The 21652-nt window shown below is 70.5% G+C and carries 24 protein-coding genes and 1 pseudogene; 11 read left to right on the top strand and 14 right to left on the bottom strand.

What is annotated here, in order from left to right:
• Position 1: 1 nt before the first annotated feature.
• The 3 genes from ACFYY1_RS10000 to ACFYY1_RS09990 form a co-directional block, all read right to left on the bottom strand.
• Positions 2-1033, bottom strand: coding sequence for an AAA family ATPase (locus ACFYY1_RS10000; protein ID WP_388583002.1), 1032 nt, complete (start codon positions 1031-1033; stop codon positions 2-4).
• A gap of 88 nt (positions 1034-1121) precedes the next feature.
• Positions 1122-3197, bottom strand: a complete 2076-nt coding sequence (locus ACFYY1_RS09995; protein WP_388583000.1) for a trypsin-like peptidase domain-containing protein — start codon at positions 3195-3197, stop codon at positions 1122-1124.
• Positions 3194-3733 carry a CU044_2847 family protein gene (locus tag ACFYY1_RS09990; RefSeq protein ID WP_388582998.1) on the bottom strand — a complete coding sequence of 180 codons (540 nt, stop codon included), beginning with the start codon at positions 3731-3733 and terminating at the stop codon, positions 3194-3196. The genes ACFYY1_RS09995 and ACFYY1_RS09990 overlap by 4 nt, the downstream gene beginning before the upstream one ends.
• A 241-nt stretch (positions 3734-3974) precedes the next feature.
• On the opposite strand from ACFYY1_RS09990, the gene ACFYY1_RS09985 reads away from it, so the two are divergent.
• A complete protein-coding gene (locus ACFYY1_RS09985; protein ID WP_388582996.1) occupies positions 3975-4151 on the top strand; it encodes a DUF6104 family protein in 177 nt (58 codons plus the stop codon).
• 99 nt (positions 4152-4250) lie between these two features.
• Here ACFYY1_RS09985 and ACFYY1_RS09980 read toward each other — a convergent pair whose 3' ends face one another.
• Positions 4251-5117: a hypothetical protein gene (locus tag ACFYY1_RS09980; RefSeq protein ID WP_388582994.1), complete on the bottom strand. Its 867-nt coding sequence runs from the start codon at positions 5115-5117 to the stop codon at positions 4251-4253.
• 165 nt (positions 5118-5282) lie between these two features.
• Here ACFYY1_RS09980 and ACFYY1_RS09975 point away from each other — a divergent pair, with 165 nt between their 5' ends.
• Entirely contained in the window at positions 5283-6140 is an 858-nt protein-coding gene (locus tag ACFYY1_RS09975) for a DUF4097 domain-containing protein (protein WP_388582992.1), read from the top strand.
• Between the two features lies 1 nt (position 6141).
• Positions 6142-7149, top strand: coding sequence for a helix-turn-helix transcriptional regulator (locus ACFYY1_RS09970; RefSeq protein WP_388582990.1), 1008 nt, complete (start codon positions 6142-6144; stop codon positions 7147-7149).
• Between the two features lie 112 nt (positions 7150-7261).
• On the opposite strand, the gene ACFYY1_RS09965 is transcribed toward ACFYY1_RS09970, so the two are convergent.
• The 3 genes from ACFYY1_RS09965 to ACFYY1_RS09955 all read right to left on the bottom strand — a co-directional run bounded on the left by ACFYY1_RS09965 (position 7262) and on the right by ACFYY1_RS09955 (position 11148).
• Positions 7262-8680: a cellulase family glycosylhydrolase gene (locus ACFYY1_RS09965; RefSeq protein WP_388582988.1), complete on the bottom strand. Its 1419-nt coding sequence runs from the start codon at positions 8678-8680 to the stop codon at positions 7262-7264.
• A gap of 56 nt (positions 8681-8736) precedes the next feature.
• On the bottom strand, positions 8737-9702 hold the full coding sequence (locus ACFYY1_RS09960; RefSeq protein WP_388582986.1) for a zinc-binding dehydrogenase: 966 nt from the start codon (positions 9700-9702) through the stop codon (positions 8737-8739).
• 231 nt (positions 9703-9933) lie between these two features.
• Positions 9934-11148 (bottom strand): NADP-dependent malic enzyme, encoded by a 1215-nt coding sequence (locus ACFYY1_RS09955; protein WP_388582984.1) that lies wholly within the window; start codon positions 11146-11148, stop codon positions 9934-9936.
• A gap of 521 nt (positions 11149-11669) precedes the next feature.
• Between ACFYY1_RS09955 and ACFYY1_RS09950 the strand changes: the two genes are divergently transcribed.
• From ACFYY1_RS09950 to ACFYY1_RS09940, 3 genes are read left to right on the top strand one after another with little or no spacing between them, the layout of a single operon-like run.
• Entirely contained in the window at positions 11670-12620 is a 951-nt protein-coding gene (locus ACFYY1_RS09950) for an ABC transporter substrate-binding protein (RefSeq protein ID WP_388582982.1), read from the top strand.
• A 29-nt stretch (positions 12621-12649) separates the two neighbouring features.
• On the top strand, positions 12650-13600 hold the full coding sequence (locus ACFYY1_RS09945; protein ID WP_388582980.1) for an amino acid ABC transporter permease: 951 nt from the start codon (positions 12650-12652) through the stop codon (positions 13598-13600).
• Complete coding sequence (locus ACFYY1_RS09940) at positions 13597-14364, top strand: amino acid ABC transporter ATP-binding protein (protein WP_388582979.1); 768 nt, start codon at positions 13597-13599, stop codon at positions 14362-14364. The genes ACFYY1_RS09945 and ACFYY1_RS09940 overlap by 4 nt, the downstream gene beginning before the upstream one ends.
• Before the next feature lie 61 nt (positions 14365-14425).
• On the opposite strand, the gene ACFYY1_RS09935 is transcribed toward ACFYY1_RS09940, so the two are convergent.
• The 3 genes from ACFYY1_RS09935 to ACFYY1_RS09925 all read right to left on the bottom strand — a co-directional run bounded on the left by ACFYY1_RS09935 (position 14426) and on the right by ACFYY1_RS09925 (position 16639).
• Complete coding sequence (locus ACFYY1_RS09935) at positions 14426-15178, bottom strand: hypothetical protein (RefSeq protein ID WP_388582978.1); 753 nt, start codon at positions 15176-15178, stop codon at positions 14426-14428.
• Positions 15175-15663, bottom strand: a complete 489-nt coding sequence (locus ACFYY1_RS09930; RefSeq protein WP_189542321.1) for a SigE family RNA polymerase sigma factor — start codon at positions 15661-15663, stop codon at positions 15175-15177. The genes ACFYY1_RS09935 and ACFYY1_RS09930 overlap by 4 nt, the downstream gene beginning before the upstream one ends.
• A 214-nt stretch (positions 15664-15877) precedes the next feature.
• Complete coding sequence (locus ACFYY1_RS09925; protein ID WP_388582977.1) at positions 15878-16639, bottom strand: class I SAM-dependent methyltransferase; 762 nt, start codon at positions 16637-16639, stop codon at positions 15878-15880.
• Positions 16640-16728: 89 nt separating this feature from the next.
• On the opposite strand from ACFYY1_RS09925, the gene ACFYY1_RS09920 reads away from it, so the two are divergent.
• Entirely contained in the window at positions 16729-17358 is a 630-nt protein-coding gene (locus ACFYY1_RS09920) for a CGNR zinc finger domain-containing protein (RefSeq protein ID WP_388582976.1), read from the top strand.
• Here the strand turns inward: ACFYY1_RS09920 and sodX are convergent.
• Positions 17262-17720, bottom strand: a complete 459-nt coding sequence (sodX, locus tag ACFYY1_RS09915; RefSeq protein ID WP_388583486.1) for a nickel-type superoxide dismutase maturation protease — start codon at positions 17718-17720, stop codon at positions 17262-17264. The genes ACFYY1_RS09920 and sodX overlap by 97 nt on opposite strands.
• Before the next feature lie 180 nt (positions 17721-17900).
• On the opposite strand from sodX, the gene sodN reads away from it, so the two are divergent.
• Complete coding sequence (gene sodN, locus ACFYY1_RS09910) at positions 17901-18296, top strand: superoxide dismutase, Ni (RefSeq protein ID WP_093899557.1); 396 nt, start codon at positions 17901-17903, stop codon at positions 18294-18296.
• 7 nt (positions 18297-18303) lie between these two features.
• On the opposite strand, the pseudogene ACFYY1_RS09905 reads toward sodN, so the two are convergent.
• Positions 18304-18749, bottom strand: a pseudogene (locus tag ACFYY1_RS09905) (tyrosine-type recombinase/integrase); the annotation flags it as partial.
• 224 nt (positions 18750-18973) lie between these two features.
• Positions 18974-19213, bottom strand: a complete 240-nt coding sequence (locus ACFYY1_RS09900; RefSeq protein ID WP_388582974.1) for a hypothetical protein — start codon at positions 19211-19213, stop codon at positions 18974-18976.
• Between the two features lie 167 nt (positions 19214-19380).
• Between ACFYY1_RS09900 and ACFYY1_RS09895 the strand changes: the two genes are divergently transcribed.
• From ACFYY1_RS09895 to ACFYY1_RS09885, 3 genes are all read left to right on the top strand, one after another.
• On the top strand, positions 19381-19587 hold the full coding sequence (locus ACFYY1_RS09895) for a hypothetical protein (RefSeq protein ID WP_388582973.1): 207 nt from the start codon (positions 19381-19383) through the stop codon (positions 19585-19587).
• A 117-nt stretch (positions 19588-19704) separates the two neighbouring features.
• Entirely contained in the window at positions 19705-20328 is a 624-nt protein-coding gene (locus ACFYY1_RS09890; RefSeq protein ID WP_388583484.1) for an immunity 21 family protein, read from the top strand.
• 341 nt (positions 20329-20669) lie between these two features.
• Positions 20670-20885 carry a DUF6243 family protein gene (locus tag ACFYY1_RS09885; RefSeq protein WP_388582972.1) on the top strand — a complete coding sequence of 72 codons (216 nt, stop codon included), beginning with the start codon at positions 20670-20672 and terminating at the stop codon, positions 20883-20885.
• A gap of 117 nt (positions 20886-21002) precedes the next feature.
• Here the strand turns inward: ACFYY1_RS09885 and ACFYY1_RS09880 are convergent, their stop codons facing one another.
• A complete protein-coding gene (locus ACFYY1_RS09880) occupies positions 21003-21587 on the bottom strand; it encodes a helix-turn-helix domain-containing protein (RefSeq protein ID WP_388582970.1) in 585 nt (194 codons plus the stop codon).
• Positions 21588-21652: the final 65 nt, after the last annotated feature.

The raw sequence follows: 21652 nt of genomic DNA, 5'->3' as shown, positions 1-21652 counted from the left end.
ATCACCTCGGCCGGTCGAGTCGCTGGATGAGCAGGTCGGCGAGGCGGTCGCGGCCGGCCGGGGCGGCGGCGTCGGTGAGGTAGATGGCATTCAACAGCTGGTCCGTGGCGAGGAGTTCGCTTCGGGACCGCTCCAGGAAGTGGGCGATCAGGTCGTCCCCGGAGCGCGCCGCCTCGTCGCCGAGGTGGGCGCGTACGAAGGTGGCGAGGCGCTGGTGGTCGGGGCGCCCCAGCTCCAGATGGATGCAGCGGCGCATCAGGGGTGCCGGGAAGTCCCGCTCCCCGTTGCTGGTGAGCACCACGAACGGGAAGGCGGTGCACTGCACCCGGCCGCCGCGCACCGTGACCTTGTTGCCGTCGTCGTCGAGGACCCGCGCCTCGCCGTCGGGCAGCCGGTCGGCGATCCGCTCCAGCTCGGGAATGCCGAACTCGCCCTCCTCCAGCACGTTGAGCAGGTCGTTCGGCAGGTCGATGTCGCTCTTGTCGAGCTCGTCGATGAGCAGTACGCGCGGCCGGTCCGAGGGAAGCAGCGCGGTGCCGAGCGGTCCGAGCCTGATGTAACTGCCCACATCGTCCGTGGCCGGGCCGGCACCCGTGCCGGCCGCCGCGCTGTGCGCGGCGATCTGTACGTCCTGGAGCCGGGCGATCGCATCGTAGTGGTAGAGGCCGTCCAGCAGCGTCGTCCGGCTCACGATCGGCCAGCGCAGCACCCGGCCGAGCCCCAGCTCGTGGGCGACCGAGTGGGCCAGCGTGCTCTTTCCCGCGCCGGGGGTACCGGTGACCAGCAGCGGACGCCGCAGATAGAGCGCCGCGTTGATCATTTCGAGTTCCTCGGCGCCCGGCCGGTGGAGTTCGGCGACGTGCCGGTGGCCGCCGAGGCGCCGGTCCGCGGAGCCGTCCCCGTCCGGCTCGTCGGGGTCCGGGGTGCCACGGCTCGCGAAGTCGCGCCAGGGCGGCGGCGGTGGCAACTGCTCGATGCCTTCGTGCGGTTCGCCGGCCCCTCGGTAGATGAGCCACTCGCTGGGTTCACTCATAACGCGTTCCTCGTCATCACTCGTCCGCCAGGGGCAGCAGTCGAACGTGGTTCACCGTAGTCATCCGGGACACCGCTCGAAAGAGGGTTCACGGAGCCTGCAACAACGGGCCGGGCGGGGGCGGTTGGGGGTTTCCGTAGACCAGGGCGATGCCGTCCGACCAGAACGTGTCGGGGCGGCCCTCACACACCCCTTTTCTCAGTTCCTGGATCTTCCGCGGAAGCCGGTCGGCCACACCCGCCCCGTCGACCGTGTCCACGACCCGGAGGTGGAACTCGGTGCAGGACGCGGCCCGTTCGGCCCTCGGGCGCCGCCACAGGACCACGCCGAAGCCGCCGTCGAGCACCCGCGCGAACCCCGCGACGCTCTGGGCGTCGCCCCGTCCGCCGTACCGGCAGAACACCGGGACGGTCTCGTACGGCAGTCCGCGCAGCTTCGCCGTCACGGGCACGGGTACCCGCATTCCGTCGTCGCAGTCCAGGACGGCGGCCCGGGTCGGGCCGGTGTGGATGCGGTTCCAGCGCGCTTCGCGGTCCCGGACGGCGTCGTCGGACGGGTCGGGTCCGTCGGGGCCCTCGTCCGAGCACCGGACGACCACCGGCCGCTGGACCCCGAGGGGCAGGCTGTCCGCGGGCAGTTGCCACTTCTCGACCTCCAGGTCGAGAAGTGACGGCGGTACCACGACCTGGAGGATCGCGGGGCTGTCGGGTTCGTCGCACATCCGGAACGCCTTCCCGAGGGAGGCGGCGAGCCTGGCCGGGAGTTCGTCGGCCCTGGTGCCCTGGTAGTTCTCGGTGACGGGCAGGTCGTCGGCGGTCAGCCGGGCGACGACCCGCCAGTCGAACTGGTCCGGCTCCCAGGCGCGGGGCTCCAGATACAGCACGACGAACGTGGGGGCCCGCGTCGGCCGGACCGGCTCGTCGGCCGGTTCGGGCGTCCGCACGTGCTCGGTACCCCGGTCGTATTGGCCCTGGTACCGGAGCCTGGCCATCTCGCGGCGGAACGGCTGCTTGAGCCGGTCCTTCGCGGTCTCGCGCACCCAGTCCCACAGGGCGTCCTCGGCCCGCTGGGTGGAGGGCACCACGTAGGGGCGTTCGGCGGCGATGGCGCTCATGCAGTAGCGCAGGATCCGCTCCAGCGCCTCGTCGCCCTCGCGTGCGTCGTACAGGACGCCCAGCCCGTCGCGCCAGCCCCGGGGGGCCGGGACGCCGACGGTCCGGTACCCGTACCCGAGGCCGCCGAGGATGTCGAGCAGGCTGCGGGTGCTGACCGGGGGCGGGAGCTTGGCGAGCCGGCCCAGCAGGTCGACGCGCTGCTGCGGGGTGAGCGCCGGGCCCGCCACCGTGCCCAGGTCCCGCTGGACGTCCGCCCAGGTCTCCTCGTCGTCGCCGGGGTTGTTGTGCCGGTCGGCGTGGTAGCGGTCGTGGGCGTGGAACACGGCCTGGTACGGATCGTCGGACTCGGCCGTGGCGGCCCCGGCCGGCACGGGCAGCGTGCGCAGCCGCTCCACGCCGATCGCCGTACCGCCGTTCGTATCCATGGAGCGTGATTTGAGTACGCCGACGACCTCGCCCCTGGCCAGGTCGACGACGGGTCCGCCGGACATGCCCGCGTACAGCTGGCTCGCCTCGATCAGCACCTGTTCGTCGCCGTCGGCCCAGTCGTCGACGGTGCCCACCACCCGGCACTCCCGGCCGAGCCGCTTGAGCGCTCCGGCTCCGCCGTCCGCCCAGCCCGCGAAGTAGTACGCGCCGCGGTTCATGCCCGTGGAGCGCTCGCTGAGGTACACACAGGGGTGTTCGACGGGCCGCAGCAGCTGGATGAGCGCGAGGTCGGGGGCCGGCCAGCCGCCCGTGCCGGGCCGCTCCTCGGGCAGGGCCGCCACGACCGTGCCCCCGACCCTGACGGCATCGCCGCCACGAGCGGTCTTGTAGACCACGTTCACCTGACGCCCCCTCCCCTCCATCGCCACGTGCGCGCACGTGAGGACCCAGCTCGGAGCGATGAAGAAGCCGCTCCCCAGGAAGTCGCCGTCGGATCCTTCAGGGGCATACCCGGGCTCCGGACGATGGATGCGCACCGTGGCGTCCTTCACGAGGCTCATCAGCGCGGATTCGGCGCCGCTCGGCCCCTGCCACGCGCCCCCGCCCGGCGGCTGCGTCACGATCCGCTTCCGTCGTCCGGCCCGGTGCCGCCCGCGTGCGCCGGTGCGCCGGTGGGTGCCCCGGCGGACGGACCGGAGGGGGAAGAAGAGGGAGAAGAGGAAGAAGAGGGAGAAGACGGATCGGAGGGCGTGGCCGGCTGCTGTCCCGGCGACTGCGCGGGCACCTGCGGGTCGAGGGGCGGCCCGCCGCCGTTCCACGTCAGCGTGACCTTGATCGATCCCTTGGCCTCGCCGTCGGCGAGCAGCCCGACGACCTTGCCGGCCTTCGCGGTGAGCTCGATCCCGAACTCGACGCTGACCTCGTCGGGCCGCACGGCCCGCAGCGGCTCGGCGAGCGAACGCGCCACGCTGGTCACGACCCCTTGCAGGCTCTCGACCCGGGCCTGCACCCGGTCCGCGATGTTCCCGGCGCCGATGTCCGCGAACGACGGGCCCGAGCCGGGCTGCGCCAGTTCCTCGGCGCCGGAGATCCGCGCCCAGACCTCCGTACCGTCGGGCATCTCAATGCGCGTAATACGGGCGTCACTGTCACCCATGAAACCCCCCGTTCCCCAACTACCCGCAGGCTAACGGCAGTACGCGTCCGATGCGAGGCAGATGGCCGGGTACGCGGGCGGCTGCACGGACCAGGACGCGGGGGTGGCGCGGGGCGGTTCCCGGCGGGGCGGCGGGGGCGGCGGGGGCTTGTCGCGACGGGGCGTGGAAGTGCCGGAGCGCGCGGCCCGGGGACCGGCTCCCGGCCTTCGCGGGGCTGTCACCAGGCATTAGGCTTGCCGCATGTACTTCACCGACCGCGGTATCGAGGAGCTGGAGAAGCGGCGAGGCGAGGAAGAGGTCACCTTCGAGTGGCTCGCCGAGCAGCTCCGTACGTTCGTCGATCTCAATCCCGACTTCGAGGTGCCGGTCGAGCGCCTCGCGACCTGGCTGGCCCGGCTCGACGACGACGAGGACTAGGGCCAGGGCCAGGGCCAGGGCCAGGGCCAGGGCCAGGGCCAGGGCCAGGGCCAGGGCCAGGGCCAGGGCCAGGGCCAGGGCCGGCGTGTTCCGTTCGGATCATGCCGGTCGCCCGCGCCCGTCCGCGGGCTCCTCGGTGCCCCTGATCCGGTCGTAGGCGAGCCCGAGCGCCCCGTGCGCCAGCAGCAGCGCCCCCGCGAGCACCCATCCGCCGCCCCGGCGCCTGAGCCCCCAGAGGGCCAGCGGCAGCCCGACGGCGAACTGGGCACCGGCCAGCGCACGGGCCCTGGGGCCGCGCATCCACGGCCCGAGACCGCTGCCCTCGACCACGTCGAGTCCGGCCTTCACCGCCTCCCGCCGGCCGGTCCGGGCGACCGGTTGCGCTTCGGGCCGGTCGTCGGCCGCCGCGTACAACCGGTCGCCGGGCGTGTCCGGGTCCAGTCCTGGCGGCAGGACCAGCCCGATCCGGGTCAGTACGGCGAGCAGCCCGCGCAGCCGGATGCGCGCGTCGACGTCCGGGTCCGGGCGGATCAGCTCTTCGAGCGCCTGGACGTCCAGCACGGGGTCGAGGCCGAGGCGTTCGGCGAACGTGCGCATGGCCTCGTCCTCACCGGCCGGGGTGCCGTCCGCGAGCCAGACGTAGCCGACCGGGCGGCGGAATCCGGAGGCGAGCGTGCAGCCGGCCCGGTTGCCGTCCCACCACAGGGCGAGCACGGGCCAGGTCGAGCCGACCGCGAGCGCGGCGGCCCAGCCGGCCACGACCCGGTCGACCGGCTCCACCGCGTCCGCGCCACCGGCCTGCGCGAGCGCGCCCTGCCAGGGCTTTCCCTCGGGCACGAGGACGGACCATCCGTCTCCGGCGGGGGCGAGCAGCATCCGCTCACGCAGCAGATGGGCCACCGGCCGTACGGTCTCCGGTTCGGCTCGGCACAGCAGCAGCGCCCCCGCGGGAGATGTCGCATTCATGCCTCACACGCTAGGGCAATTTGCCCAGATATGGCGCTCTTTGGCCTTCCGTTGGCCCGCCGACGGCATCGTGACACGCCTTGACTTCCCCGATCCGCGATATATCGTGTTCACCAAGAGATGCGATATATTGCGTCACGCCGTGCTCCTCAGGAGGTCAGATCCATGCCTGTGTCGACATGGGCCATCGCCGAGCCCCAGAAGCTGACCTTCGACGACCCCGTGACGTCGCTCAACGTGCGCATCGTCGGAGGCACCGTCAACGTCGTCGGCACCGAGGAGCCGGCCGCCCGGCTGGAGGTCTCCAGGATCGAGGGACCGCCACTGGTCGTGACGCTGGAGGACGGCGCGCTCACGGTCGCCTACGAGGACCTGCCCTGGCAGAACTTCCTCAAGTGGTTCGACCGCAAGGGCTGGCACCGCAGCGCGGTCGTCTCGCTCGCGGTCCCGGCCGGGTCGGCGGTGGAGGTCGGCGTCGTCGGCGCGGGCGCCGTCGTCTCCGGGATCCGCGGGCGTACGGACGTGAGGGGCGTCACCGGCGACACCACGCTCGTCGGGCTCGCCGGGCCGGTGCTCGCCGACACGGTCTCGGGCAGCGTGGAGGCCCAGTCGGTCACCGGCGAACTCCGCTTCCACTCGGTCTCGGGCGATCTGACGGTCGTCGAGGGCGCCGGGGCCTCGGTGCGGGCCGAATCGGTCAGCGGCAACATGGTGCTCGACCTGGACCCGACCGGGAAGCCCACCGACATCCGGCTGACCACGGTCTCCGGCGAGGTCGCCATCCGGCTGCCGCACCCGGCGGACGCGACGGTCGAGGCCAACACCGCGAGCGGCGCCGTCTCCAACGGGTTCGAGGACCTGCGGGTCAGCGGCCAGTGGGGCGCGAAGAAGATCACCGGCACGCTCGGCGCCGGGACCGGGAAGCTGCGCGCGACGACCGTCTCGGGATCGATCGCCCTGCTGCGCCGCCCGCCGGCCGAGGACGGTCCGTACGATGCCGAGCCGACCGGAAAGGTGCTCTGACATGCCCCCCGTATTCGCCCACGGCCGTCTCCGCCTCTACCTGCTGAAGCTCCTCGACGAGGCCCCTCGCCACGGATACGAGGTGATCCGGCTCCTGGAGGAGCGCTTCCACGGGCTGTACGCCCCCTCGGCGGGCACGGTCTATCCGCGCCTCGCCAAACTGGAGGCCGAGGGCCTCGTCACCCATGCCACCGAGGGCGGCCGCAAGGTCTACTCGATCACCGACGCGGGCCGGGCCGAGCTGGCCGGCCGCACGGGCGAACTGGCCGATCTGGAGCTGGAGATCCGGGATTCGGTCTCCGAGCTGGCCGCCGAGATACGGGACGACGTGCGCGGCGCCGCCGGCAAGCTGCGCAGCGAGATGCGGGCCGCCGCACACGAGACCAGGCACACCGGCTCGGGCGCGGGATCGGACGCCGGCTCGGGCTCCGGCCGCAAGGGCGACTGGGAGTCCGCCTTCGGCGACCTCGGGGACTTCGGCGACAAGGATGCCTGGCGCGCCGCCAAGGAGGAGCTGCGCAAGGCCAAGCAGGAGTGGAAGGAGCAGGCCCGCCGGGCGAAGGACGAGTCCCGCCGCGCCCGCGAGGACGCCCAGCAGGCCCGCCGCCAGGCCAAGGAGGCCCAGGACCGGGCGCGCGAGCAGATGCAGAACGCCGCCCGGCAGGTCCAGGAGCACTTCGCGCGGGGCGACTGGCCCTCGGGCGTACGGGAGGGGCTGGCCGAGATCACCGGCCAGCTCGGCGGCTTCGCCAGGACGGGCGCCTGGCCCCCCTACGTCAAGCCGGAGCCGGCCGGTGCCGACGCCGACTGGGGCAAGGACACCCCCCGCACCGGCGACCCGGCCCGCGACCTGGACCGGCTGCTCGACCGCTTCCGCGACGACATCCGCGACACGGCCCGGGACAGGGGCGTCACGCAGGAGCAGCTCACGGAGGCCCGCCGCCACCTGTCGACGGCGGCGGCCCACATCGAAGCGCTGCTGAGGAAGGGCGACGACGGGCAGAAGTGACGGGGCGGGCGGTTCGAGGCCCCGGGTTCAGCCCGCCTCCTCGAACCGCAGCGCCCCCGCCTGTCGACCGTGATTGACAGGCAGAGGTGTACGGGCGTGCCGTAAGGGCCGCTCAGCCGCGCTCCGCCCCGGCCCCGGTCCCGGTCACCGTCACCGTGATGCGCGCCCCCTTGCGGGCCTGGACGCGCACCTCTCCGCCGTGCCGGCGGACCTCGGCGCGGCCGTCGACCGAGACCCGCCACCGCCCCGCGGTCGGTGGCAGCGAGATCTCCGTGGTGCCGTGACGGCCCGCCGTATAGCTGAGCCGGTAGACGCGGGCGCTGTCGTCGTACGTGTCGGAGTGGACGGTTCCGGCGACGGCGGGTGCGTACGGTGTGGCGGTCCGGTCCTTGTTGGCGGCGAAGTCGCCGTTCTCGTCCAGGGCGCAGTACCCACCGCCGTAGCACCACACCCAGCCCGCCCAGCCCGAGCTGTAACGGCTCAGGGAGGCCATCGCGTCCCGGTAGAAGCGGCCCATCTGCGGGAGCTTGTTGTTCAGCGGGCCCCATTCGCCCACGACGACCGGGATCTTCTGCTCTTTCGGGTACGCGGTGACGGCGGCCTCGTACGACTCGATCCAGCCGGCCGCCGGGTCGTAGTCGGCCCCGGCCTCCATGGCGGTGTTGTAGAAGTGCGGGGCGTAGACGGTGCGGTGGTCCTTGATCTCCCCCAGCCCGGTCGGCACGCCCTCCCCGACGATGGGGGTGGGCTCGACGAACAGCCAGTTGTCGCGGTCGACCGAACGGACCGCGCGGGCCAGCCGGTTGTACATCGGGGTGATCTGCTGGGCCTCGATGCGGCGGGCGGCCGTCGCCAGGTCCTCGCCCTCGCGGAGCTCCCCCATCGGCTCGTTGATCAGGTCGTAGCCGAGGACGGCGGGGTGGTGCCCGAAGCGCTTGGCCACGACCTGCCACATGCGTGCCTGGGCGCGCTGGAGGTCGGCGTCCTCGTAGAGGTGGGTGAAGGCGCGCTGTACGGCGGGTTCGAAGTACTCCGAGAACCAGTCGTCGGGATGCGGGGTGAAGGGCAGACCGTCGGTGCGGGTCGCCCACGCCGGGATGCCCCGGGCGTTGAACGCCGGGCCGAACACGTCCTGGTGGGCGTCGAGCAGCACCTGGATGTCGTACTTCTGCGCCCAGCCCAGGACCCGGTCGATCCGGCGCAGATACTCGGCGCTGTAGTGGCCCCGGCTCGGCTCCAGGTCGTCCCAGAAGAAGAGCAGCCGGGCGAAGTTGAAGCCCTTGGCCCGCAGATCGCGGAAGTGCTTCTCGGTGATGGCGTTCAGCGCCTGGTCACCGCTGTTCGCCTTGTCCGCGAAGCTCCATCCGCGCAGGGTGAGCGTGCGGCCCTGGTCGTCGGTGAGGCTGGGTATGCCGGCCCGTTCCGGTGGTGCCGGGTGTGCTGGGCGTGCCGGGTGTGCGTCGGCGGCGGGGGCGAGGGCCCCCGCCGCGAGCACGAACGAAGTGACGATCGAGGTGAGTACGCTGCCCATCCGTATCCGCATCCGTATTCGCATGGCGCAGATCAGAGCAGCTCACCCCGTACGTCTCAAGAGCAGGTGAGCACAATCTTTCCGAACTGGTCGCCCGCCGCGAGCCGTTCGAACCCTTCGCGGGCCCGGTCCAGCGGCAGCACCTCGTCGATGACGGGCCGTACGCCGGTGGTCGCGCAGAACGCCAGCAGGTCCTCCAGCTCGTCCTTGGAGCCCATGGTCGAGCCGACGACCCTCAGTTCGAGGAAGAAGATCCGGGTCAGCTCGGCGTGCGAGGGCCGGTCGCCGCTGGTCGCGCCGGAGATGACGAGCGTGCCGCCGGGGCGCAGCGACTTCACGGAGTGGGACCAGGTGGCCGCGCCGACCGTCTCGATGACCGCGTCGACGCGCTGCGGCAGCCGAGCCCCCGGCTCGAACGCCTCGATCGCGCCGAGCTCGACGGCCCGCTTGCGCTTGGCCTCGTCGCGGCTGGTGGCGTAGATCCGCAGCCCGGCCGCCCGGCCGAGCACGATCGCGGCGGTGGCGACGCCGCCGCCCGCCCCCTGGACGAGGACCGAGTCGCCGGGGCGCACCCCGGCGTTGGTGAAGAGCATCCGGTACGCGGTGAGCCAGGCGGTCGGCAGGCAGGCAGCCTGCTCGAAGCTGAGTTCCTTCGGCTTGGGCAGCACGTTCCAGCTGGGGACGGTGACCTGCTCGGCGAAGGTGCCCTGGTATCGCTCGGTGAGGATGGAGCGGGGTTCGTCCGGGCCGACGCCGTGACCGGTCTGGCCGATGACGGAGTGCAGGACGACCTCGTTGCCGTCCTGGTCGGTTCCGGCCGCGTCGCAGCCGAGGATCATCGGCAGCTTGTCCTCGGCGAGGCCGACGCCGCGCAGGGACCAGAGGTCGTGGTGGTTGAGGGAGGCTGCCCGGACGTTGACGGTGGTCCAGCCGGGGCGCGCCTCGGGGGCGGGGCGTTCGCCCAGCTCAAGGCCGTTGAGAGGCTGGTCGCGGTCGATGCGGGATGCGTAGGCGGCGAACATGGCCCCGACGATAGGCCGGGCGCGGTCCGGGCGTAACCGGCCACGGGTGTGACGCGCACCGCGCGGGGTGGGCGGCACACCACGCATCCCAGCCCCTCCGGCGATCGAGGAGCGGGAGTCCGGGGGGCACAGCCCCCGGTTACGGGAAGGGGCGGGGCGGGGAACAAGCCCGCCGCAGGCGCACCCCGCACCCGGGAACCCGTCCCCCGCCCCGCCCCTCACTCAGCCGGCTCAGCGCCGGGCCACACCCTCGGACCGCGCGGCGGCCGCCACCGCGGCCGTGACCGCAGGCGCCACCCGCTCGTCGAACGGCGACGGGATCACGTAGTCCGCCGCGAGCTCGTCGCCCACGACGTCGGCCAGCGCGTTCGCCGCGGCGATCTTCATGCCCTCGGTGATCCGGGAGGCCCGGACCTGGAGGGCACCGGCGAAGATGCCGGGGAAGGCCAGCACGTTGTTGATCTGGTTCGGGTAGTCGGACCGCCCGGTCGCCACGACGGACGCGTACTTGTGCGCGATGTCGGGGTGGACCTCGGGGTTCGGGTTCGCCATGGCGAAGACGAACGCGCCGGGCGCCATCGAGGCGACGGCCGCCTCGGGCACCGTACCGCCGGAGACGCCGATGAAGACGTCGGCGCCCGCCAGCGCGCTCTCCAGCGAACCGGAGATCCCGGCCCGGTTCGTGAGCTCGGCCAGCTCGCGCTTGACCTCGGTGAGGTCCTCGCGGTCCCGGCTCACGATGCCCTTGCGGTCGGCCACGGCGACATCGCCGAGCCCTGCCTCCAGCAGGAACTTCGCGATGGCGACGCCCGCGGCGCCGGCGCCGGAGATGACGGCGCGCAGGTCGCCCAGGCTCCGGCCGGACAGCTTCGCGGCGTTCCGCAGGGCCGCGAGCGTCACGACGGCGGTGCCGTGCTGGTCGTCGTGGAAGACCGGGATGTCGAGCCGCTCCTGGAGCTTGCGCTCGATCTCGAAGCAGCGCGGCGCCGAGATGTCCTCCAGGTTCACGCCCCCGAAGGACGGCGCGAGCCGGACGACGGTCTCGACGATCTCGTCCGCGTCGGTGGTCGCGAGCGCGATCGGCACCGCGTCGACGCCGCCGAACTGCTTGAACAGGATCGCCTTGCCCTCCATCACGGGGAGGGACGCCTCGGGTCCGATGTCACCGAGGCCGAGAACCGCGGTGCCGTCCGTCACGACGGCGACGACCTGCGATTTCCAGGTGTAGTCGTGGACCAGGTCCGGGTTCTCCGCGATGGCGCTGCACACCTTGGCGACGCCGGGTGTGTACGCGAGGGACAGGTCGTCCTTGTCACGGATGGGGACGGTGGCCTGCACGGCCATCTTCCCTCCGCGGTGGAGAGCGAAGGCCGGATCGAACGGCTCATCGGTGGTGCTGCTGTCAGTGGTGCTGTCGCTGCGAGGATTGACGATCTCCGCTGCCATGGTGTTGACCCCTTAAGTCTTCATCGTTTGAGGGTGGCCACTCCTGGTTGAGGAGGGGTGGGCGGGCACCGCGTACGTGCCCCACGTCGGCGGTTGGCCCGCCCCGGCAGGGGGAAATACATACGCGCGGGCGCGCCGCACACGCGCCCTGAGCCCCGGATGAGGGGTGTAAAGGTCTTTCTTACCGGACGAACCGCGTCATCGACGAGTCCATATCGGTTCGGTGACGTGACTCATAGTCGAATATCTGGACAAGTCCGCCAAGCGACAAAAGCGTCCACTAGTCGAGACGCGCCGCAGATCTTCCGGCGTGATGGTGGAAACCCCAGAGATGGTCCGGCCTCGTGTACCGGCCTCGTGAGGTTCGGGGATCGCCCGTTATCCGATTTTGACACGAGCGGCGACCGGTTTGAGCCAGTCCGAATGGCAAGATGCCCTAATCCCACAGGGGGGCGACATCCGAAGTCGTGTGTCCATACCGCCTGGTAACACCACCCTCACCTGCCGGAGGCAACCCGATCATGACCGCAAGCACCACTCGTCGCACGGCCGCGAAATCCAGGATCGCAGCGGTTTGCGCCATCGCGGTCGCCGGCACCATGCTGCTGGCCGCCTGTGGCGACCAGACCAAGAACAACCCGCGGAACAACTCGGCATCGGCCCAGGCCCCACTGGCTGACCTCCTGCCCAAGGAGATCAAGGACAAGGGCGTCATCAGGGTCGGTTCGGACATCGCGTACCCGCCGGTCGAGTTCAAGGACAAGTCCGGCAACACGGTCGGCATCGACCCCGACATCGGCGCCGCGCTCGGCAAGCAGCTCGGCGTGACCTTCGAGTTCCAGAACGGCACGTTCGACACGCTGATCACCGGTCTGCGCTCCAAGCGCTACGACCTGGCGATGTCGTCGATGACCGACACCAAGGACCGCCAGGAGGGCATCGACTCCGAGACGAAGAAGAAGGTCGGCGAGGGCGTCGACTTCGTCGACTACTTCACCGCGGGAGTCTCGATCTACACCCGGAAGGGCGACGACCAGGGAATCAAGACCTGGGCGGACCTCTGCGGCAAGAAGATCGCCGTCCAGCGCGGCACCGTCTCGCACAACCTCGCCAAGGACGAGTCGAAGAAGTGCGCGGGCGGCGAGAAGATCGCGATCGAGACCTTCGACAACGACCTGGAGGCCCAGACCCGGCTGCGCAGCGGTGGCGCCGACGCCGGCTCCTCCGACTTCCCGGTGGCCGCATACGCGGTGAAGACCTCGGGCGGCGGCAAGGACTTCCAGATCGTCGGCGAGCAGGTCGAGGCCGCCCCGTACGGCATCGCCGTCGCCAAGGGCAACGACCAGCTGACCAAGGCCGTGCAGGCGGCACTGGACGCGATCATCAAGAACGGCGAGTACGGCAAGATCATCTCCAAGTGGGGTGTCGAGGCCGGTGCGGTCACCGAGGCCAAGGTGAACGGCGGATCCTGAGCAGGGATCGGCGCAGAAAGGTTCTTCCTGTGACTGACATCAAGAAGACGGGCCCGGCCGACCAGCCGCCCATACCCCCCACCCCGCCCTCCGGTCCCGAGGCGATCCGGGCCATTCCGGTCCGGCACTACGGCCGGTACGTCTCGGCCGTCATCGCCATCGGCGCACTCGTCGCGATCGTCTACGCCTTCAGCCAGGGCAAGATCAACTGGGGTGCGGTCCCGGACTACTTCTTCGACGACCGCATCCTCAAGGGCGTCACCCAGACCCTGCTGCTGACCGCGCTGTCCATGGTCATCGGCATCGTCGGCGGCGTTCTGCTGGCCGTGATGCGGCTGTCGAGGAACCCGGTGACCTCGTCGATCGCCTGGTTCTACATCTGGTTCTTCCGCGGCACCCCGGTCCTGGTCCAGCTGTTCGTCTGGTTCAACCTGGGCCTGGTCTTCGAGTACATCAACCTGATGCCGATCTACAAGGACTACTGGTCGAGCTTCATGACGCCGCTGCTGACGGCGCTGCTCGGCCTGGGTCTCAACGAGGCCGCCTACATGGCCGAGATCTGCCGTGCGGGTCTGCTCTCGGTCGACGAGGGCCAGACGGAGGCGTCGCACGCGCTGGGCATGAGCCACGGCAAGACCCTGCGCCGCGTCGTGATCCCGCAGGCGATGCGGGTGATCGTGCCGCCGACGGGCAACGAAGTGATCAACATGCTCAAGACGACGTCGCTGGTGGCGGCCGTGCAGTTCTACGAGCTGTTCAAGTACGCCCAGGACATCGGGCAGGCGTCCGGAGCCCCGGTCGAGATGTACTTCCTGGCCGCGGCCTGGTACTTGATCATGACGTCGGTGCTGAGCGTCGGCCAGTACTACCTGGAGCGGTACTACGCGCGCGGTTCGAGCCGCAACCTGCCGCCCACCCCGTTCCAGAAGGTCAGGGCCAACCTCCTGTCCCTCGGCCGCCCGAAGGGAGGCATGGCATGACCGCTACCGCCATGGTGAAGGCCGAGGGCGTCCACAAGTCCTTCGGCGCCGCGCACATCCTCAAGGGCATCGACCTGGAGGTCGCGCCCAGGGAGGTCTTCTGCCTGATCGGCCCGTCCGGTTCCGGCAAGTCGACGTTCCTGCGGTGCATCAACCACCTGGAGCAGATCAACGCCGGCCGGCTGTACGTCGACGGCGAGCTGGTGGGCTACCGCCAGAAGGGCGACAAGCTCTACGAGCTCAAGGACAGCGAGGTCGCACTGAAGCGCCGGGACATCGGCATGGTCTTCCAGCGCTTCAACCTCTTCCCGCACATGACGGCGATCGAGAACGTCATGGAGGCCCCCGTCCAGGTCAAGCGCGAGTCCAAGGCCGTCGCGAGGGCACGGGCCGAGCGGCTGCTGGACCGGGTCGGCCTCGGCGACAAGGCGAAGAACTACCCCTCCCAGCTCTCCGGCGGACAGCAGCAGCGGGTGGCCATCGCCCGTGCCCTGGCCATGGAGCCGAAGCTGATGCTCTTCGACGAGCCGACGTCGGCGCTCGACCCGGAGCTGGTGGGCGACGTCCTGGACGTCATGCGCGGTCTCGCGGAGGACGGCATGACGATGGTCGTCGTGACCCACGAGATGGGCTTCGCCCGTGAGGTCGGCGACGCGCTGGTCTTCATGGACGACGGCGTGGTGGTCGAGTCCGGCCACCCGCGCGACGTGCTGACCAACCCGCAGCACGACCGCACGAAGTCGTTCCTGTCGAAGGTTCTGTAGCAGCAGGGGGAGGGGCGGTACGGAGCCGAGAACTCCGTACCGCCCCTCCCCCGTCCGTTCCCTACTTCACCGGCAGCATCTCCGGCCTGAGCAGCAGCTCCCGCAGCTGGGCGCGGGTCAGCGGCGGCGTCTTCAGGAGCGGGCCCTGCGCCCGCTCGCCCTTGAAGCCGGTGCTGTCACGGACGGACAGCACCGCGCCGTCCTTGGAGACGAGCCGGCCGACCAGCTCCCGGCCCCACTGCGGCGCGCCGTCGTAGTTCATCGGGTCGCTCCAGATCGTCAGCACCCGTCCGTCCGGCAGCTTCTCGTTCACGCAGTCCGGCATGGCCGGCACCCCGGGGACGGCCTCGCACGGGTTGTCCCCCGCGGCAGAGCCGCCGGTCTTCATGTAGCCGATGACGAGGTAGCCGACACCGCCGTCCTTGCGTACCGAGAAGTGCCCGTCCAACGGTCCCTGCAGGTGCGGCATCTCCCGCTCGGAGGTGGCGCCCTTGATGACGACCGACAGCGAGACCTGATCGATCTCCCCGACGTCCTTGGGCAGCACCTTGGCGAGGTCCTTCGCCCGACCGCTGTTCCCCGCGAGCTCCACCGGCGCCGCCACCGCGGTCTCCTGCGCCCCGCCGCCCTCCGACGCCAGGTTCGGCACCACGACGGCTCCGCCCGCGACCACGGCGGCCGCCGCGACCGAGACGGTGACCCGCCGCCGCAACCGCACCCGGGCGGCCCCGGCGTACACCGTCCGGGTGGTGGTGGCCGGCGCTCCCGCGTCGTCCGCGGCCCGCCCCAGCAGCTCGTGCACGTCGTTGTTCATACCAATTCCTCCGCCATCTCGGCGCGCAGCGCCGCCAACCCCCGAGCCGCGTGGCTCTTGACTGTGTTCTCCCGCATCCCGAGCAGCCCGGCCGTGGCCTCGACGCTCAGGTCCTCCCAGTAGCGCAGGACCAGTACGGCCCGCTGCTTGTCCGTGAGCCGGGCGAGCGCCGCCCGCACCGCCAGCCCGGTGTCCGTGTCCGGCGCCCGGTCGGCGCGGTCGGGCAGTTCGCCGTAGGACTGTTCACGCCGCCAGAACCTGCGGCGGGACGCGATGAAGGTGTTGATCAGCGTCTTGCGCGCGTACGCCTCGATGTTGTCGAGCCGTCCGTACCGCCGCCCCCCGAGCACCACCTTGACCAGCGTCGCCTGAACCAGGTCATCGGCTTCGTGCCGGTCGCCGCAGAGCAGATACGCGCTGCGGAACAGCGCGGTGCGTCTGTCTTCGACGAAGGCGTGCAGCGCGGCATCGTCTTCGATCCGCATCGTCGGCGCCCCTCTCCGGGTCCGCGGGTGCGGACCGTCTCACCCTTCCAGTGCGGTGGGGTGCACAGCGGGTTGCAGCGACGTCAGGAAATGAATCACGGCCTGGGTACCCGGAAACGGATCACCGGCGACAGGTCCGGAAACGGATCGCGGGCGGCACGGCCCCCGGCCGCACCGCCCGCCCCTCCCCCTCGTCCCGCTCCTTCTCGTCCCGCTACTTCACGGCGAGCACCAGGGTGTCCGAGGGCGAGGCCCACACGGTCCGCGCCTCCCCGAATCCCGCCTCGCGCAGGGTGTCGACGTGCCACCGCACGGGGGGCATGTCGCCGTCCGCGTGCTCGCCGTAGATCTCGTACCGCTCGGCGGTCGGTCCGGCGAGGACCGGGTCCTTGGCGGCCAGCGCCCACCAGTCGGCCCAGTCGAGAGCACCCGCGGCCTTGGCCCGGTCCATGACGGCGTGCCGGTGAGCGCGTTCGGCCGCGTTGATCCGGGGCGTCGCGGTGTCGATCATGTGGTCCGCGTTCATGAACACCCCGCCGTCCCGGACCAGCCCGCCGAGGTGCCCGTAGAGCGCGGTGAGCGGTTCGGTGTGCAGCCAGTGCAGGGCGGTGGCGGTGAGGACGGCGTCGTACGAGTCGTACGGCAGCCGCCGGGCCCACTCGGGGTCCTTGAGGTCGGCGGTGACGAAGGTGACGCGCTCGTCGCCGGCGAAGTAGCCGCGCGCGATGGCGAGCAGCGCCGGGTCGAGATCCACTCCGGTACTGGTGGCTTCCGGGAACCGCTTGAGCAGCCGGTCCGTAATACTTCCCGTACCGCATGCGAGATCGAGCACCCTCGGCCGCGGCCCGACGAGGGCCTCGACCATGTCCAGCATCACCCGGAACCGCTCCTCGCGGTCGGGCATGTACCACTCCTGCTGCCGGTCCCAGCTCTCCTGCCAGGCCCGCCAGTCCGCACCTGTCGATGTCTCAGTCACCAGGAACCTCCATGTAATACCCTGGACCTGAAAAGGCCCATTACATCGTTCGCTGCACCGACCATAGACCCACGCCGTAAGGACTACAAGTGGAACTGGCCTATTACTCGGACTATGCCGTGTGTCTGGTCAACACCGAGGAGCCGGCCCGCAACAAGGACTCCCTCACCTCCGTGGAGGCGGTCCGCGAGTTGTTCGGCGCCAACGGCCAGGCGGCCCGGCGGGCGACCGACGCGGACGTGACCCGCTTCAGGTCGGTACGGGCGCGGCTGCGCTCGGTCTTCGAGGCGGCCGACGGCGGGGACGAGACACTCGCCGTCGACCTGCTCAACTCACTGCTGCTGGAGTTCCCGGTCAGCCCGCAGATCTCCGGCCACGAGACCCGGGACGAGGACGGAAAGCCGGACTGGCACATGCACCTGGCCGACCATCCGTCGAACGCGACGGCCGGGTACGCCGCGATCGCGGCGATGGGCCTCGCCTTCCACCTCACCTCGTACGGGGTCGACCGGCTCGGCCTGTGCCAGGCAGCGCCGTGCCGCAACGCCTACCTCGACACCTCCACCAACCGTTCGCGCCGCTACTGCTCCGACCGCTGCGCGACCCGCGCCAATGTGGCCGCCTACCGGGCCCGCAAGCGCCTGGAGACGGAACGGGCGGCCGACACCGGCCGCAGCGCGGAGACCGCCCAGGTCACCACGCCCAGCACCGACCGCTGATCCTTCTTCAGCGGCCGGTAGCGCGCCCGGACCCTGGCCAGTACGAACTCCTCGGGCACCGTCCCGTAGTCCGTGCTGTCACCGCCCGCGAAGCTGTTGTCGGCCAGCACCCACCAGCCGCCCCGACGGCGCTCGGCGGCCCGCTTGACGACCAGCAGGTCCTGCTGGAACGGATGCCGCAGAATCACCACGTCCCCGGGGCGCACCGCCGCCCCGTAATGCACCAGCAGCCAGTCCCCGTGATGGAGCGTCGGCACCATCGACGGCCCGGTCACCTCCACCACCTGGAACGGCACCCGCGCCGACAGCCCGCGCCCACCCTGTTCCCGCGTCAGCTCAGGCACCTCCGGCACCTCCCGCATCTCTCCGGCACCTCCCCGGTCCGTCCAGTACACCGTCCCGTACAGCGTTACGTACATTCGGCCACTGGTCCCATCCTCGCCCTGGACTTTTGGCCTAAGCCCATGGGGGCACCCACGAAATCACGTCTCTCACCGAGTAATGTCCCACCTGAGAAGACGATCACGAGGAAGGACAGCTCAATGCTTTCCCGCCTGTTTGCCCCCAAGGTGAAGGTCAGCGCCCACTGCGACCTGCCCTGCGGCGTGTACGACCCGGCCCAGGCCCGCATCGAGGCGGAGTCCGTCAAGGCCGTCCAGGAGAAGTACCAGGCCAACGAGGACCCGCACTTCCGGGCCCGCGCGGTGGTCATCAAGGAGCAGCGCGCCGAGCTCGCCAAGCACCACGTCTCGGTGCTGTGGAGCGACTACTTCAAGCCCCCGCACTTCGAGAAGTACCCGGAGCTGCACCAGCTGGTCAACGACGCCCTGAAGGCCCTGTCGGCCGCGAAGGCCTCCACGGACCCGGCGACGGGCCAGAAGGCACTGGACTACATCGCCCAGATCGACAAGATCTTCTGGGAGACGAAGAAGGCCTGACCTTCGGTCATGCCGCTTGACCTGCGATTTCTTCGATCGTCTGGTCTACCTGTCCGCACCCGGTCCGCAGGCCGCCGAGCACGGCGTCCATGACGGCCCGGGTGCGGTCGTCTTCCCCCGGCCACAGGTGGGCGTAGATCCGCAGTGTGATGACGGCGGATGCGTGGCCGAGGACCAACTGCACCTGCTTGACGCCCGCGCCGCCGGCGATGAGCGCGGAGGCGTAGCAGTGCCGCAGGCCGTGGGTGACCACGTGCGACAGCTCGACGGGCTTGCGCCCCTCGCGCTCGGCGGCCTCGTTCTCCTCTGCCTGGAGCGCTCTACGGGCGCAGTTCCACTCGTTCTTCCAGCGCCGGTGGTTGAGCGGCTCCCCCTCCTCCATCGTGAACAGCCACTCCCTGGACGGAGTGCGGCAAGATGCGCGAGGAGCGCGTCGGTGACGACCTCGCCGACTCCTGTCCCAGGCTGCCGCCGAACGCGGCCTGGACACCGCCGAGCACCCGTCCCAGGTCCCGATCCGGCACATCACGACCCAGCCCGCCAAGCAGGCATGGAACGCGCCTTGACGAAGTCCGCTCGACGACCTGATGCCCACGTCCTCCGCGCCCGTGGACGCTCGCACGTCTCGGGTTCGTCGCTGATCTTGTGACGCGCCGATGGACGCGATGAGCGCAGCTCTACTCGTAGGCGGTGGCCGCACGGAGGGCTCGGGCCATGAAGGTCCAGTCCCCGTCGGGCGGGATGTGTTCTCCTGCGTGGCGGTACGCGCCTGGAGAGTCGTGCACCCATGCGGCAAGCGCCTCAAGGAACCCGTCCAGGGTGTTGTTCTCCCACTCGTCGCCGCGGGCACGGAACTCCTGGTGCAGGTCCTGGAGAAAGGAGACCAGCTCTTCACGGCTGCGTGGTTCAGGAGACATCACGCCAACGTACCCGGTGCGATTTTGTGGGATCCATGACCGTCACGAGATCAACCCTGGAGCCTGCGATTCCCCAGGGCGGTCGTCGCGTCATGCGCCAGCAACGGGCCGCCTGAGGTTGCCCCTACCGATTCGAGTTCCTGCGCGGCGAAGGACCCGATCCAGAGGTGTGGACCTACTCCGACGGTGACGCCGAACCGTCTCGGGTCTACATCCGCTTCACGGACTGGTTGGAAGCAAACGTCCGTCGGCAAAGGGAAGCGTGGGCCCGCCTGGTTCCCTGGTACGAAGCCGAACAGCAAAAGCCCTCGGACGAGCGCCGCATGTACTTCTACCGCCACCACCCCGATGGCAGTGTGACCGACGAGCTGTAGCGACTCGCCCCGTCACCGGCTGCAGACGAGGATGCCTCCCAGGCATGTGATCTCGTACACGCCATGGCGGACGATGTGATCGGCGACGAGGGTACGGGCACGGTGCACACTGCCGCTATGAGATCCTTCTCGTCCGTCGCTGCCGGGACGTCACATGCCCCCTTCAACTGGGTGGAGTCGATGGGCGGTCCCTTGATCCTGATCCCCGTCTCCGCGCTTGATGCATGGCACGGATGCACCGACGGTGGGATGACCGTGGGGGATGGTGTGGATCCGGACGACTACGACAGAGCCTGTGCGGTAGACGGTTTGGCCGGCGCGATCGCCGTCGGCGAGGGCAGGCCACAAGCGCTGGTACTGGGGGACGAGCCCGCCACGACCTGCTACATGCCCGAGCATCACGCCTTCCTCCGCTGGCTCGCCGCCGACTCCGAAACCGGGCTCAAGGCCGCGGCCGAAGCTGTCCTCACTGATCCCGCCACTCAGTGGGAGGAATGCGGGATGTGGATCACGGACGGTCCCGCTGTGCTCATGGACTCCGCCGAAGCAGGCACTGATCTGAACGTGGAGTATCCGGATGGGGGACTCCCCGCTCACGCAGCGGTGTCCCTGGCTGCCGGCCACTGGAGGGTCCGCGCCACCCACACCAGGGCCGACGAGGACAACTGGGTCGGCCTGGTGCAGCTCCTGGCCGTCGCAGGCCAAAGGTTGTCCCGGAACGGCGGGGTGCAAGTGAGATGAGCTCCTGCCGTCCGTGTGCTCGCGACCGCTGACAGCGCCCGAGGGGCCCCATAACGTCCATCTGGACCCGCCCCGGGCGGGCGACGGCCACTGGCGGGTGCTGAGATCCCTGAAGGAAAGGGCCGGCCCCGCGGGCGCTCGCCGAGGGCCCGGCCGACACCGGGCGGCAAAAAGGTTGGCGGGCGGGGCCGACGGAACCGGGTAACGTCCTTGTCATGTTCTTCCAGACGCCGATTCACGAGTGAGAGCGTGATGGGTCTCTGCTGACGTTCTTCGACGTCGCCACCCGTCCCCCACCGACGAATCCGTAGATCACTTCACATCATTACTGGGGAGAACCCGTGACCGACAGCAAGAACATCAACAATCCCGTGGGCCAGGGCGGCGGCCAGCGCAAGAAGCTGTCCCGCACCGAACGGCAGAACAACGGTCCGCACCGCAACCTCGACCGCCGGAACGCAGCGGACAAGAAGGCGGAGCTGGTACGGAAGATGCGCGAGAAGACAGGCGCAGCCGAGGGCGCCGGGCAGGCGGGCGACGAACCCGCACAGAGCTGACGCACCGCCTCAGCAGGGCGGCACCGCACAGGGGCAGGGTCCGGACCGTGACACGCGGTCCGGACCCTGCTGCCGTACACGCGGCTGTGCCCGACCCGCCGATTTCGCGCCTGCCGGTCAGGCCGCAGCGACGGGGCCCGGTGGCAGGTGGACCGTCATGATCAGGTGGCAGGGCCCGGTGCCGGAGCCGCGGTACGCGTGGGGGGCGTCGCCCTCGAAGGTGGCGGTCTGGCCGGTCTCGACGGGGTGTTCCTCGCCGTCGACGAGCAGGGTCATCCGGCCGGCGGTGACGCTGATGGTCTCGGTGACTCCGGCCTGGTGGGGGTGGCTGGGGTACTCCTCGCCGGGTTCCAGGCGCCAGCGCCAGATCTCGACCGGGGCCGGGCCCGAGGTCGTGAGCATGAGCCGGGCCTCGCCGCCCCGCGGCCCGGTCCACAGGGGTGCGACGGTTTCGGCGGTCACGACGCGGACGCGACCCTCGGACGGGCCCTGCATCAGGGCGGAGACCGAGATGCCGAGGGTGTCGGCCAGCCGGACCAGGGTGGCCAGGTTGGGGTTGCCCTGGGCCTTCTCCAGTGCCACCAGGGCCCCCTTGCTGACCTGGGCGCGCCGGCTCAGCTCGTCCAGGGTCAGGCCCGCGCGGGTCCGGGCCGCCCTCACGTTGTACGCGACCGTCCGCAGGGCTGCGGCCGTCTCGGCCATCTGATCTCCATCCCCGTCACGGATTACTGGATTGAACCGTGCGGTCATTTGGTTGACACCGACCG

Source organism: Streptomyces sp. NPDC001890 (genome assembly GCF_042891445.1).
Classification (GTDB): domain Bacteria; phylum Actinomycetota; class Actinomycetes; order Streptomycetales; family Streptomycetaceae; genus Streptomyces.
Note: the sequence above shows the minus strand (reverse complement) of the source record. Positions and strands in the feature narration are given on the sequence as shown.